Annotated in this window: 9 protein-coding genes and 3 pseudogenes; 7 read left to right on the forward strand and 5 right to left on the reverse strand. The window is 59.3% G+C overall.

Annotation, left to right across the window (positions count from 1 at the left end; genetic code table 11):
* Positions 1–106: 106 nt before the first annotated feature.
* The 3 genes from WGT02_RS34475 to WGT02_RS34485 are packed head-to-tail and all read left to right on the forward strand — an operon-like array spanning position 107 to position 2,071.
* Positions 107–646 carry a hypothetical protein gene (locus WGT02_RS34475; protein ID WP_024318498.1) on the forward strand — a complete coding sequence of 180 codons (540 nt, stop codon included), beginning with the start codon at positions 107–109 and terminating at the stop codon, positions 644–646.
* Positions 639–1,055, forward strand: coding sequence for a phage holin family protein (locus WGT02_RS34480; protein ID WP_208245453.1), 417 nt, complete (start codon positions 639–641; stop codon positions 1,053–1,055). Before WGT02_RS34475 ends, WGT02_RS34480 begins: the two co-directional genes overlap by 8 nt.
* Positions 1,055–2,071 (forward strand): DUF3618 domain-containing protein, encoded by a 1,017-nt coding sequence (locus WGT02_RS34485; RefSeq protein ID WP_208245452.1) that lies wholly within the window; start codon positions 1,055–1,057, stop codon positions 2,069–2,071. Before WGT02_RS34480 ends, WGT02_RS34485 begins: the two co-directional genes overlap by 1 nt.
* Positions 2,072–2,964: 893 nt before the next feature.
* Here the strand turns inward: WGT02_RS34485 and WGT02_RS34490 are convergent.
* A pseudogene (locus WGT02_RS34490) lies at positions 2,965–3,066 on the reverse strand (AzlD family protein); the annotation flags it as partial.
* 121 nt (positions 3,067–3,187) lie between these two features.
* Here WGT02_RS34490 and WGT02_RS34495 point away from each other — a divergent pair.
* Positions 3,188–4,966: an adenylate/guanylate cyclase domain-containing protein gene (locus WGT02_RS34495; RefSeq protein WP_208245451.1), complete on the forward strand. Its 1,779-nt coding sequence runs from the start codon at positions 3,188–3,190 to the stop codon at positions 4,964–4,966.
* Positions 4,967–4,985: 19 nt separating this feature from the next.
* Positions 4,986–5,409 (forward strand): annotated as a pseudogene (locus WGT02_RS34500) (hypothetical protein); the annotation flags it as partial.
* Between the two features lie 243 nt (positions 5,410–5,652).
* Here WGT02_RS34500 and WGT02_RS34505 read toward each other — a convergent pair.
* From WGT02_RS34505 to WGT02_RS34520, 4 genes and pseudogenes are all read right to left on the reverse strand, one after another.
* Entirely contained in the window at positions 5,653–6,507 is an 855-nt protein-coding gene (locus WGT02_RS34505; RefSeq protein ID WP_208245450.1) for an aminoglycoside phosphotransferase family protein, read from the reverse strand.
* A gap of 200 nt (positions 6,508–6,707) precedes the next feature.
* The gene (locus WGT02_RS34510; protein WP_208245449.1) at positions 6,708–6,893 is read right to left on the reverse strand and encodes a hypothetical protein; all 186 of its coding nucleotides are present in this window, start codon (positions 6,891–6,893) and stop codon (positions 6,708–6,710) included.
* Between the two features lie 144 nt (positions 6,894–7,037).
* On the reverse strand, positions 7,038–8,444 hold the full coding sequence (locus WGT02_RS34515) for an adenylate/guanylate cyclase domain-containing protein (protein ID WP_208245448.1): 1,407 nt from the start codon (positions 8,442–8,444) through the stop codon (positions 7,038–7,040).
* 457 nt (positions 8,445–8,901) lie between these two features.
* Positions 8,902–10,779 (reverse strand): annotated as a pseudogene (locus WGT02_RS34520) (ABC transporter ATP-binding protein).
* Between the two features lie 507 nt (positions 10,780–11,286).
* On the opposite strand from WGT02_RS34520, the gene WGT02_RS34525 reads away from it, so the two are divergent.
* Complete coding sequence (locus WGT02_RS34525) at positions 11,287–11,577, forward strand: DUF982 domain-containing protein (RefSeq protein ID WP_024318507.1); 291 nt, start codon at positions 11,287–11,289, stop codon at positions 11,575–11,577.
* 138 nt (positions 11,578–11,715) lie between these two features.
* Positions 11,716–12,756, forward strand: coding sequence for a non-homologous end-joining DNA ligase (ligD, locus tag WGT02_RS34530; protein ID WP_024318508.1), 1,041 nt, complete (start codon positions 11,716–11,718; stop codon positions 12,754–12,756).
* Positions 12,757–12,895 lie beyond the last annotated feature (139 nt).

A 12,895-nucleotide genomic window follows, 5' to 3' on the forward strand; every position in this document is an offset into this window, starting at 1 on the left:
CTAAATCCACCGTCGAAAAAACTGTCGCTTATGTCGGGGAACAAACCTTCAGGCCGGTGGTTCGTAGACGCGGCAGTTGCCGTTTGTTTCAGAAGTGGAGGCTTCTATGTCAAACGAGTTTTCAGGAATGGAGGGCGGCGTCGGATCGTCACCCCACTCGACGAGCGGCGAGTTAATCCCGCCCGCGAAGAGGCCAGCGGGGGTGGGAGATCTAAAGGAGCAGATCGTCGATGATCTCAGCGCTGCGCGCGACACCTTGAAGGAGGACGCGACGACCGCCGTCGATCGAGTGAAAGACGCAGTCTCGAAGGAGACAAGTTTTGCAGCCCGTCAGGTTGGCGGTATCGCCACCGCCCTCGAAAAGGTTGGCTCGGAACTCGAAAAATCCGACCAGCCCGAGGTCGGCCGGTATGCCAGGCAAATCGGAAGCAGCGTGCAAACCCTTGCAAAGCAGATGGAGGGCCGAGACCTCGGCGAAGTAGCCACAATGGCCGAAGACTTCGGACGCAAGCAGCCGCTGGCGTTCCTTGGTATCGCCGCACTTGCGGGCTTGGCGGCCAGCCGCTTTCTGACCGCATCGGCCAAACGATCGACGAGCGCAGCGTCTGGTTCTCCCTTGAAAAGCGGAGAATATACAAATGGCTAGGTCACCTGAAAACACACCCTTGTCCGAACTCCTGGGCGGATTGGTGACTGATGTTGCTGGACTGCTGCGCAAGGAGATCGACCTTGCGAAGACCGAGGCATCGGAGAAAATTTCGCAGGCACTCAGCGGTATCGAGGTTCTGATTGTCGGGCTGATACTCGCGATCGGTGCAGTCGGCATATTGCTGAGCGCCCTCGTCGAGGGCTTGGCGGCTGTCCTCGTCAACCACGGCATGACACAGTCCAACGCGAGCGCGCTTGCTGCACTTATTGTCGGTCTTGTCATCGCCGCCGTCGCCTGGGCAGTGGTGTCGAAAGGATTGAATGCATTGCGCGGAGATAAGTTGAGGCTGGATCGCACGACGACCTCACTACGGCGCGACGTCAACGCTGTGAAGGAAAAGATCTGATGGAAAACTCAATCGAAAGAACATCCTCGGAGCTCCAACACGAGATCGACGCCGATCGCCGGCGTATCGAGGATCGGATAGACGCCATCCAGGAGCGAATGTCACCGGGGCAACTCATCGATGAAATGCTGGCCTACGCCAAGAGCAGCGGCGGCGGTGAATATGTTAGGAATCTCGGTCAATCTCTTAAGGCAAATCCGCTTCCGATCGCTCTCATGGGGGTCAGCTTGGCATGGCTCATGGCGAAACAGGAAACCCCGTCATCTGGGGGCGCTGCATCTCGTCCCGGTTTCAACGGTGACTATCCTCTCTATCAGGTCGAAGGACCTGTGCGGCGTATCGGCCCCCCAGAAACAACGGAAAATGGCGCCCGCTACAGCCATTTCACGGATGCCTCCGGAAAGCGACTGAAAGCACTGACCGACGATGCCGGACGACGTGCAGGCCACTTCATGGACGAGGCAGGAAGTTCCTATCGAGGCTTCGCGGATGCCAGTGGCAGGCAGCTCGAGGAAATTGTCGACGAGACGGGGGCAATTTTTGACGCTGCGTCGGGATGGGCGTCGAAAACATGGGCTCAGGTCAAAGACACCGCAAGCACTATTGGGGCGCGAGCGTCGGATGCTGCCGGTTCACTGTCGGAACGATCCGCCTCGGCCGGCGAAAGAGTGCAAGAGCATGCGAGCAAGTTAAACGCGGCCATTCTCACTCACTTTCGGGACCAACCGCTCGTCGGCGGTGCGCTTGCATTTGCTGTAGGGGCTGCGATTGGCGCGGCGCTTCCACATACTGAGACGGAAGACGAGTTTCTCGGCGAAACCGCCGATGCGGCACGCAACGCTGTCTCGGCACAGGCGTCGACCTTGGTCAATCAGGGGGCGGAGATCGCGTCCGACGCCTATGATAAGGCAGTCGCAGTCGCGTCTGACGTTCATGAGGTTGCCAGAGATCGCGTGGTCGAGGAGGTTGACGCGTTCAATTCAGATATAGGCAGGCAAGAGCCACAGTCCTCGTGAAACCGTCGACGGGCTGGGAATGCCCGTGCCCACTCAGATTGTCGAGCACAGCCGCCATCCGAGTTGGGGCGAGAGTGTTCGTCGCACTGAGTAGGGCGAATATCGATCCTTTCGACAGATCCACGCCGGGTCAAGCCGAAGCCGGCTAAGGAAGGAACGCGGCGTGTCCGAGGCCGTACCCGCGAAGCTGTTCATTCTGCAAGAAACCGCAGCAGACCTGTACATGCAATCGTAGGCACTCGCCCGAACGCTAAAGCGCATTTTGCCGTCATTCAGCACGAGCGATAGCGGAAGACGGCCTTGGCTTGAAAGCGCCACATCCGGACCGGGATGCCGCGAGTCGCCGCTCGACTCGACGGGGTCATTCCTGCTGAGGGCGAAATGACGCCCTAAGCCTCGGTCAGCGTTGGCTCCGGGATGATCGCCAGATCAATAAACGGAACGTATCGCTTCCACCGCTATAAGCTTTGCAATCTTCTCGGATAGTACCGGGTCCGATACAGCCCGAGCAAGTGTGACGCCGCCGGTAAGCAAGGTGACGCTGACCTTCCGCGAGACAGCTCAATGTACCTTGCATTGAAGACTTGGGTACGCGTTCCCTCGTGAATACGGAACTTTGCGATCTGGCGCTTCGTGCCGACAGGCTATGTCATCGATCTCCGGGAAATTCCGCCGCGAATGCCTGACCGCCGAGGGCAATGGCAACTGATCTTGGAAGCTCTCTCCGGAGCGCAATGCAACCAAGTGAGTCGTGGAAAAGGATAATCGATTGCTGTGAGGTCAGGTCGCGTGGCATCCACGACTTGGAATAGAGAGCTTTCCCTCAGGACACCCGACCCAGTGTTCCACCTCTTCAATCTCGGTCATCCAAGCCTCCGCCATCGAGCGTCGCATCAGCCAAGCACATGCCGGAGAATGCCCGCCGTGACAATTCCAATAATGACAGTAGGAAGAAGGGGCAGTCGCGGGGCGGCCAGCACGGTGACGCCCAAGGCATCAGGTCAGAATCGGCATTCGGCCGATGGCTTATTGGGGACTTTCTCAGCGAACGAATTCGAGATTGGGGAGCGTTGGCCGGGCCAGTATGCTAGTCTGTGCATAGCAGGAACGGGCGCTATGAGCGAGACGCGAAAAATTGCGGCGATCCTGGTCGCGGATGTAGTCGGCTACAGTCGTCTCGCTGGTGCGGACGAGGATCGCATTCTGGCGCGGCTGCGGGCACTGCGCAGCGATCTGATCGATCCGACCATCGCCGTGCACAACGGCCGCGTGGTTAAGCGCACCGGAGACGGAAGTCTCATCGAATTCCGCAGTGTCGTCGACGCCGTACGGTGTGCGATCGAGGTTCAGAGCGCCATGCTCGAGCGCAACGCCGGCGTACCGCAGGAGCGCCGTATCGAGTTCCGGATCGGCATCCATCTGGGCGATGTCGTCGAGGAAAGCGATGGCGACCTGATGGGCGACGGCGTCAACATCGCCTCGCGATTGGAAGGAATTGCTAAGCCCGGCGGTATCTGTCTATCTGAAGACGCCTACCGCCAGGTGAAGGCTCGGCTCGAGCTTCCTCCAACCGATCTCGGTGCGACGCAACTCAAGAACATCGCTGAGCCGATCCGGGTCTATTCGCTTCAGGTCGGCATCGTCGCGCAGCCAGAGCCGGCGATAGCAGAGACCGGTGTGCCCGCAGGACCTTCGGTGCCGCCTGTTCCTGGTAAGCCATCTATCGCCGTGCTTGCGTTCAACAACATGAGCGGCGATGCCGAACAGGAGTATTTCTCCGACGGTATCAGCGAGGACATCATTACTGACCTTTCGAGGCTGTCCGAGTTGCACGTGATCGCTCGCAACTCGTCTTTCGTATACAAGAAGGCAGCGGTCTCCGTGCCAGAGGTAGCAAGGGCGCTTGGCGTCCGCTACGTGCTCGAGGGCAGCGTGCGCAAGGCGGGCAACCGGGTACGCGTCACAGCGCAATTGATCGACGCGAGCAACGGCGGACATGTCTGGGCCAGTCGGTTTGATCGCGATCTCGTGGACATTTTCGCAGTTCAGGATGAAATCACCCAGGAGATCGTGGCTGCGCTCAAGCTGAAGCTGACGGCCGGCGACAAGGATCGCCTTTCCCAAGGGCGCGCAGTCAACGTGGAGGCGTACGAATTCTACTTGCGTGCTCGGGAGCGAGCGTCGGCGCATACCCGAAACGGCAATATCGCCGCGCGCAGTCTGGCAACCGCAGCCCTCGGTCTCGATCCGGGCTATGTGGCGGCCCACGCACTGATTTCGTTCACCCATGTGCTCGACTACGTTAACGCCTGGAGCACCGACCCGGAAGGCTCGCTCCGGATTGGGCGAGAGCTCGCGCAACAGGCAGTGGAAATGGCCGAGGAGCAGCCCAACGGTCACTTCGCGCTGGCAGTGGCTAGCATGTGGAGCCGGCAAATGGACCGGGCGTGGGCCGAGGTGGAACGCGGACTCGCGCTTGCGCCAAACTCCGTCGATCTCCATATGGCGAAGGCCCATATGCAGATATTTTCCGGCGATCCGGGCGCTGCGCTTGAAACGCTCGATGCCGTGATGCGGCTGGACCCGCACTATCCGGAAGTGCTGCTCCAATTTCGCGCGGAGGCGCTGTTTTCCCTCGATGAGTATCAAGAGGCGATTGATGTGATCAACGAGCGGCTCGAACGAAACCCGCAATCTGAGACGGCCTATGCCCTGCTTGCGTCGTGCTATGGTCACCTCGGTCGGCCGCAGGAGAGCCGGATGGCTTGGGAGCACGCGCTCCAGATAAATCCTGGTTTCTCTGTCGAGCGTCGCCGCCGCGTCCTTCCGTTCCGGAACCCCAACGATTTTGAGCGCCGCGTTGAAGGACTGCGCAAGGCGGGGCTGACGGTCTAACGCGCGCGGAGGTCGCACGGAATGCGCCAGATGCGACGAGGGAGCCGATAAGCTCGTAATCGGAAGCTTCTGCTCAATCGGATCGAGCGCCTCTTTCATTATGGCGGGTAATCAGGGGCACCGTAATGAATGGATCAGCACGTTTCCGTTTTTCTGGATGCCGGAGGTGGCCGAATTCAGCGGAGCGGAAAACGGATATCGGCGACACCGTGATCGGCAACGATGTCTGGATCGGCTTTGAGGTTATCGTCATGCCTGGTGTCGAGGAGCTACTTGAAGTGAAGTGGTGGGATTGGTCTGATGCCCAGTTGAGGGAGACGATGCCGATCTTGACGAACGGCGACGTGGAGGCACTTCATCGCCACTGGCGTCGCCCAATCGCCAAGCCTGACACGAACAGGTCGTCCGGAATTCGACCGGGGCGGACCGTCACACCTGCCTGACAAGTTAACATAGCGGTCTAGAACATTTGCTCCCACCAGGGTCGGCCGAAAAGCGCGGGTTGCCGCGAACTTGGATTTCTTCAATACGATCCGCCAAAATCCGTCATCGCGGGTGATTGGAGAGCCTTCCGCGTTTCCACGTAGCGTCGAGGAAGGCAGGCGGTCTCAGTCGCTAAGTTCCGCCTTTTCCCGTTGATTTCGCCTCGCCGACCAAGCAGTCGATCCTACGCCCCGCAGGGCCGGTCACTTCCGGGATGCGCGAGCAGCAGCCTTCATCGGGATAGGTCGCGACCCCACAAGCGCTGCAGCGTGCTCCACAATCCAGGCGATCTCAAGCGCCGCCTCATCGAGCACACCGCGACGAGCGAGTTCCACCTCCCACTTGGAACCGTCGGCGACGAGCTTCCACATGTGTTCCTGCAATTGCCGCACCCGCTCGATTGCCGCTTGCACGACACCGACTTCAGACTCCAGCCCGTATGCGTGAAGCAGCAAACGAAAGCGGCGGGCCTTTTCGTCGACACCGGTCGCAAGTCCGTGTGCTCGACACTTCGCGTCACGCCAGAACGGCACCCAACGCCAGGCAATGAACCCGAGGTCCCACGCGCGAGGCCCTGGTGCCGCGGCGTCCCAATCGATGAAAGCAACCGGCAGGCCTGCGCGAAAGACGACATTCCATGGCGTGAGATCGTTGTGACAAACCGTCTCGACAGGTTGCTGAGCCTTTAAGCGCCACTCGCGGTCAGCCCACGGAAAGGTCGCCGCCGCATCGTGATAGGCACGTACGAGCGCGCCGAGATGCCCGAGCACGTCGTCGCGCCAGACATAGTCTGGGAGACGGACGTCGAAGCGGCCACCTTCGTCGGGGATGAACCCGGCGCCTTGGCCGACCTCGCCCTTGATATAGGTCAGAACCTCTCGCCCCTGGTCATCAAAGCCATGCGCACGCGGCGCCCCAGCAAATCCTTCACGTTCAATGTGCTGCACAAGATCAAGGACGGCGGGAGACCAAGCGCGACCGCTGCGCCGAACTGTTTGACCGACCCGAACGACTCTCGAGTCCGCACCGCCCTCTAGGGGAATCTCTGGCTCAACCATACGTCCAACTACCTAGCTCTCACTGTCGCGCGCTTGCGGTCTGGAAGCTTAGGCGCGGAGCAGATGATCGGTCAAATCGAAGATATCCTCGGTCCGAGAGCGGTCGGTCACTTCCGGATTGCGCCGCCAGAAATAGACGGTCGCGGCAATATGCTCGAACCTAGTGCCTTATCGAATAGGCTCGGCGACAACGGGCCGCATCACTCGTTTTTCGCATGCTTATCGCCGTTCGGAGCGTTCCGCTTGCGGGCCGGACGTAGCTTGTCGAAGCCCATATAGTGGTCGAGATCCGACGTGTTCCATCTGCCGGCCAGATCGCTGATTGCAATCACCGCGGCAAAGATGATCCATATCCGCAATGTAGCGCGCAAGGATCGGTTAGACACCTGTTGGCTTTTCGCTGGCACAAGCCCCGTTGGCATCACGGAACTGCTTGTGGCTGAGCTCGCTTATCGAGAGGGGCATGCCTGAAAACGACCGCTGTGGGCAACAACTCAAGTGCCCATGAGACAGCGAGGGGCAGACAAAGCTCACGACAGGGCGAAGATTCTTACCTCCCGCCCGATGCCCTGAAGTTCCTCCATCCGCGACACCGATGTGATGCCGCTGTCTCGTAGGATCTCTGAAACTTGGGCATCACCGACAATCGCCTCCGTCGTCAGGATCACATTGGGATCAGCAAGGCCCTGTACGCGGGAGGCGATATTGACAGTCTGGCCGAAGTAGTCCTGCCGGTCGTTGAGGTTGACTGCGAGGCATGGTCCCTCATGGATGCCGATCTTCAGGAGAAGATCGTCGCTGCCGTGTTCGGTATTTAACCGTAGCATCGCCTCTCGCATCCGCAGCGCGGCCGCCACCGCGCGGTCCGGGCTCGGGAAGGTCGCCATCACTGCATCGCCTATGGTCTTGACAACCGCTCCGGCCTCTGTGGCGACGATCTCGTGGAGAACCCTGAAATGCGCTCGCACCAGATCGAAAGCTGCAAGATCTCCGATGCGCTCGTAGAGAGCGGTCGAGCCCCTCAAGTCAGTGAAGAGGAAGGTCAGGCTTGTGATCTTGAGGCGCTGGTCGACGTCAATTGTGTCGGTCCGATAGATGTCCCGGAAGCTCTGGTTCGTCAGTAGACGCTTGGCTGTCAGAAAAGCCCGCCTGCGGCCCAGTAGGTCGTGCAGCTCGTCTCCTGCGACGCAAACGTTCGGTACCACTCTGCGATCGGTGTGGTTCTCGAGGGTGAGCCGCAGTAGGCCAGGATGGAGGGTAACCGTTTCGTTCAACGCATGCACCTGACTGATGACCATTGAGAGGTTCTGACGTTCGTCGGTGGGGTCGCCCTTTACGTCGATGAACTGCGCCGAGTGTGTCACCGCATCGAAGATGATGACGAATTGCGCTGGCAGTTGTAGTGAGACGAAAGCCTTTTCGCCCGGATCCAACTCGATCATCTCCAATAGGATGCGTTCGAACCTCTCTTCGAAGTTCTCTGGCAAGTCGACTCCGGAGCTGAAGAAGATTTGGCGGTAGTACTCAAGTGGAGGCAACCGATCGGGATCGTGGGCAGCAATCCTGCGCACTCTCGGGCTGACCGTGAACGTTACCTCTACCATCTCGTCGAGGGTTGGTTCGTATCCGGCGGCGCAGAGCGCGCAATGGTACGCCTCTCGGTCGACTGCTTTCAGGGTTGTGCCGGTGTCAAGGACGCCGCCGCATCCTGGGCAAAGGACATTCCAGGTCATCTCGAACGCGCCTATGCGTGCTGCATGTAGAAGCGCTGCGATCGTTTTCTCTTCATCGAGATGATGCGCATCGGCGAAGGCGAGCGCATTGATGCGGTTGAGTTCGCGATCCGAGCCACCCATGACTACGTTCTCGATACACTCCACCGTCTGCGGGTCAGCCGCCTGTCGCAGGGCAGCAAAAAGCACGTCCACTTCGCTCATTAGACAAGCCTCTGTGCACGGAACGCTACGGCGGACGACGCCAGGTAACCGGGACTATAACACGGGAATTTCCTGATAGAAATCTCGACGAATGGACGCTGCTGGCTTCCCGATCTCCTTGGATTGTCGATACCGTCGTAAGCGGTCACGGATCGGTATTGCTAGAATGGCACCTTGAGCCGGTAAACACTCTTTCGATTTTGGTTGGCTGGACATTTCCGGTGTTCGACGAACGCGGAGCCCCTATTCGGGAACGGGCGTCACCAACTGCGCGAATTTGTATTTCCTTGGCTGCATTGGATGCACACTTTCAAGTCCAGCCTGCTCTTTGGGGTTGGTGAAGAGGCTGCCTACATTGCCGATCACATGGTCGCGAGAAGCCACGCAATTCAATGACGAGCGACCGCTTTGGCCGGAAAGCACAGCCTCGCCGACACAATAAGCCTCAGCCGACCGGTTAGGTCGCTGGCGATGCCGGCAAAGGTTCGTTGATTTCTTCAGGAATAAAGCCGCCGGTCTGGCGTTTCCACAGACGGGCAAACAAGCCATCCCGTTCGACCAGTTCGTCCGGCCTGCCTTCTTCTAGGATACGGCCCTGATCTAGCACGACGATGCGGTCCATCATGGCAATGGTCGAAAGGCGATGTGCGATGGCAATCACCGTCTTGCCCTCCATCACCAAGTTGAGTTTTTCCTGAATGGCGGCCTCAGATTCGCTGTCGAGGGCGGAGGTCGCCTCGTCGAGCACGAGGATCGGCGCGTCCTTCAGCAAAACGCGGGCGATTGCTACGCGCTGCCGTTGACCACCGGATAGCTTGATGCCGCGGTCTCCGACGAAGGCGTCATAACCCTTACGGCCTTCGCCGTCCGCAAGATCGGTGATGAATACATCGGCCCTTGCTGTCTTCGCGGCGTGTTCGATCTCATCCTTTGTCGCCTCCGGTCGGCCATAGCGTATATTGTCGCCGACCGATCGGTGCAGCAGCGCGACGTCTTGCGCGATGACCCCGATGTTGCGGCGAAGACTTGCCTGCGTGACCGTGCGGATGTCCAGACCGTCGATCAGGATCGCGCCGTCCCCGATGTCGTAGAAACGCAGCAGCAGACTCACCAGCGTCGTCTTGCCAGCCCCGGAGAGGCCGACCAGCCCCACCTTCTCGCCGGGCCGAACCGTCAGAGACAGATTATCGATGACGGGCTTTCCAGACTTGTATGCAAAAAAACGTCTTGGAAACGAATTTCGCCGCTGTTGACCGTGAGGCTCGCCGCGTCAGGCCGATCGATGATGGTGGGCGGCGTCGTCATCACCGGCATCGCGTCCTTGATCGTCCCTATCGCCTGGAAGATCTGCTGGCCCATCTGCAGGAAGGTGAAGATCTGCGTGGAGAGCCGCTGGAGAATGTAGACCGCGCCGACGAACTCGCCGACCGTCAGAAAGCCGTTGACGAGACCCGAGAAACCGATCGCCAGCATCACCAGCCAGAGCGTCGTGTTGAGGACCACGACAATCAGTTCCGAGGTGCGGTAGATGCGCTGTTCTCCGTGCTGCGTGTGTATGGCCTTTCGGATGATGCGGCTGATGGCGCCGGCTTCGCTGTCTTCGGCGGCGAACTGCTTGATCATCTGCATGTTGGTGTAGAGATCGGTGATGGCGCCGGCCACCAAGCTGCGCTGCTTGGCGGTGCGGCGCGAACGCTCGGCAAAGATCGGCGCCATCTTGATGGTGAGCGCCACATTGAGCGCGATCCAGATTACGACTGGCAAGGCGAGCTGCCAGGACAGGCTCGACAGCAGGACCACTGAGCCGACCAGCTGCAGCAGGAAGCGCGGAATGGACTGGAAGCCAGCAATGATCTGCTGCTGGACGGCGGACGATACCTGCTGCAGGCGCGAGGCGACCTGTCCGGCGTAGAGATCATGGAAAAAGGCGAGATCCTGCCGCTCCACCGCCTTGTGCCCCTGCCACTGGATGGCGGCCGGTGCCGATGCCGAGCGTATGCGAGTTGAGTGTGTTTAGAAGGAAGGAGGCGATTGGCATGGCCGGAAAGATCAGAAGCCCGAGAAACGTCAGGAGTGGCCATTCGCGGTGCAGGAAGGCGGATGCGCCCTGCTGCGATACGCCATCGACAATGACCGAAAGCCCCCAGACGATGGTCAGGTTGATGGCCTCCATCGCCATGGATGAAAGTGCGAGGGCAAACAGCACGCCACGGAACATCGAGATGAAGTGCACGAGGACGGCTACGGGCCCCTTGGAAGGCAGCGGCCGGTAGGGAATATCGAGCGGGCGGATCAGCGTTTCGAAGGGACGGTAGATCGCATCTGAAATCGACATGGGCCGCTCGGGTCAATAATCGGGAGGAGGGCGAGGGGACTCAGCTATGCAGGTCGCATGGGACCATCTTCCGATTGCAATCTCAATCAGAAAATCTCCGCAAATCTCCTGGAATGGGAAGGGTCGCAAATGTCGGATCTGAGATCGTGGGAGAGTGCCTGGGGCGTCCGACGTTCCTGCCTCGTTGATCTAAGGAACCTGCTGAACACCTGTCGGCCCGTGAACGTCCCTCGGGATCGATAACGAAAGGGCCGGTCTCTTCCGGAAAGTGTCGACAGCGTGTGTAATCCGCCGGTCCCACGAGGGCGATCCCAGTATCTCCCAGCCGAGATGAAGGGAGAGGACGATATTTTACGCTGCGTCAGACGTGTCGCTACGCTCAGTGACGAACTGCATGATCCATGTTCCATTTCTGTTCTAACTATTGACTGAGGGAGCTCCTAATGGGGCATGGCGGGGCTGGACGAAACGGGTCGCCTTGCCATTTACTCGAGGGAGTTTAGGAGCATGGCTGGCGAGATCCCCGTTTTTATCAGCCCGATAGATGTCGAGATTGAAGGCAACACCGGCCGCTATCGACACGCTGATACAGTCGAGGATCTCGCCGCCATGCTCCTAAGCAGCAAATTCACGTTGTCAAAGGCACCTTCATTCCATCGTGCCCTCATGACTTCGCTGGAAGCGCTGGAATTCTTTACAGATGCGGCATGTGCCCGAGCGGCTTTCGTTGCCGCAGCCCATGAGGTAGGGCTGCACGTCCTGCCGGACGATGTCGCGGAAACGCGAAAAGCAGGCTGAGAAAAGAGAGCCCCACAAAGAGGCAGGGCTCAGGAAATGATGAGCAGTGCCCTAGAGCGGGCAACACGCGGACGATACGCCTCACATTCGAGGCCTTCAAGGTAAAGAACTCCCATCTTCATTTCGTGATGAGCATCAATGACCAAAACTCCGCGTCCTAAACCTTTGCTCACTGGGGAGGAGCCACTTCGCTCCAGTCCAAGAAAACCTCGTGACCCGTCGCAGCCACAGTTGCCCTTTGACCCTATGGCAACGCGCGTCGAGCCATGTCTGGCGCTCGTCAAGCAGCGTCCGCCCGCTGGTCCGGAGTGGCTCTACGAGATCAAATGGGACGGGTATCGGATTGCGGTGCATCTCGACAATGGCAATGTACGCATCCTGACGCGCGGGGGACATGATTGGACATATCGTTTCCCGGCGATCGAGGCAGCGGCCAAGAGCCTGGGTGTCGGAACAGCTATCATCGATGGGGAGGCAGTTGTCCTCGACGAGCAGGGGCGGCCCCACTTTGGCATGCTGCAGAATTCGCTAGGCGGTCGACGTGGGAAGCTTCCCTCGGGGCAGGCGATGATGATGGCCTTCGATCTTCTATACTTCGATGGGCACGATATCCGAAACATGGAGCTATCATCGCGTCGGTTCTTCCTAGAGTCTCTTCTGCGGGGCGAGGAGGGCGCTATTCGGCTCTCGGAGGCAATTGACGGAGATGGCCGGGAGATATTCACAGTTGCCTGCGAGCAGGGGCTTGAAGGTATTATTGCGAAGCATCGCGACAGCACTTACCGGTCAGGACGTCTTGGCGATTGGATCAAGGTCAAATGTGTGCAGAGCGACAGTTTCATCGTCGTCGGCTACGAGCCCTCATCGGTGGCGCGGGCAGGGATCGGTAGCCTCCTTCTTGCAGCCAGCAAGGGCCGCGAGTGGGTTTACGTCGGAAACGTCGGTACGGGCTTCACCGAAAGCAACGCGGAGTCGCTGCGCAATACGCTGGACCGCATTAGAGCGAAACGGCCGCCGGTCGAATACGATGGGCCGCGCAGTGACGTCGTGTGGGTGCAACCGACACTGATTGCCGAGATCGAGTACCGCGCCTGGACACATGACGGCAAGCTACGGCACGCGTCGTATAAGGGCCTCCGCGACGTGCAGGATAATGCAGCGGTCTACGAAATCGAGTGATCAGTCCCGACCTTGCGACCAAGGACAACGGCCCTGAATTCGGCCCGCTTCGCGACGCCTGGGCAAATGCGGTGATCGTGAACATGGTCTCGTCCGACGACGAAAGCTAGACATCGACACAATTCGTCATTCACTGCGA

The organism is Rhizobium sp. T1470 (assembly GCF_042140505.1).
Lineage (GTDB): Bacteria > Pseudomonadota > Alphaproteobacteria > Rhizobiales > Rhizobiaceae > Rhizobium > Rhizobium favelukesii.

Bases quoted from the DNA above. Each gene is read 5' to 3' on its own strand.
- WGT02_RS34475 (WP_024318498.1), top strand. From the start codon at position 107: ATGTCAAACGAGTTTTCAGGAATGGAGGGCGGCGTCGGATCGTCACCC.
- WGT02_RS34480 (WP_208245453.1), top strand. From the start codon at position 639: ATGGCTAGGTCACCTGAAAACACACCCTTGTCCGAACTCCTGGGCGGA.
- WGT02_RS34485 (WP_208245452.1), top strand. From the start codon at position 1,055: ATGGAAAACTCAATCGAAAGAACATCCTCGGAGCTCCAACACGAGATC.
- WGT02_RS34495 (WP_208245451.1), top strand. From the start codon at position 3,188: ATGAGCGAGACGCGAAAAATTGCGGCGATCCTGGTCGCGGATGTAGTC.
- WGT02_RS34505 (WP_208245450.1), bottom strand. From the start codon at position 6,507: ATGGTTGAGCCAGAGATTCCCCTAGAGGGCGGTGCGGACTCGAGAGTC.
- WGT02_RS34515 (WP_208245448.1), bottom strand. From the start codon at position 8,444: ATGAGCGAAGTGGACGTGCTTTTTGCTGCCCTGCGACAGGCGGCTGAC.
- WGT02_RS34525 (WP_024318507.1), top strand. From the start codon at position 11,287: ATGGCTGGCGAGATCCCCGTTTTTATCAGCCCGATAGATGTCGAGATT.
- ligD (WP_024318508.1), top strand. From the start codon at position 11,716: ATGACCAAAACTCCGCGTCCTAAACCTTTGCTCACTGGGGAGGAGCCA.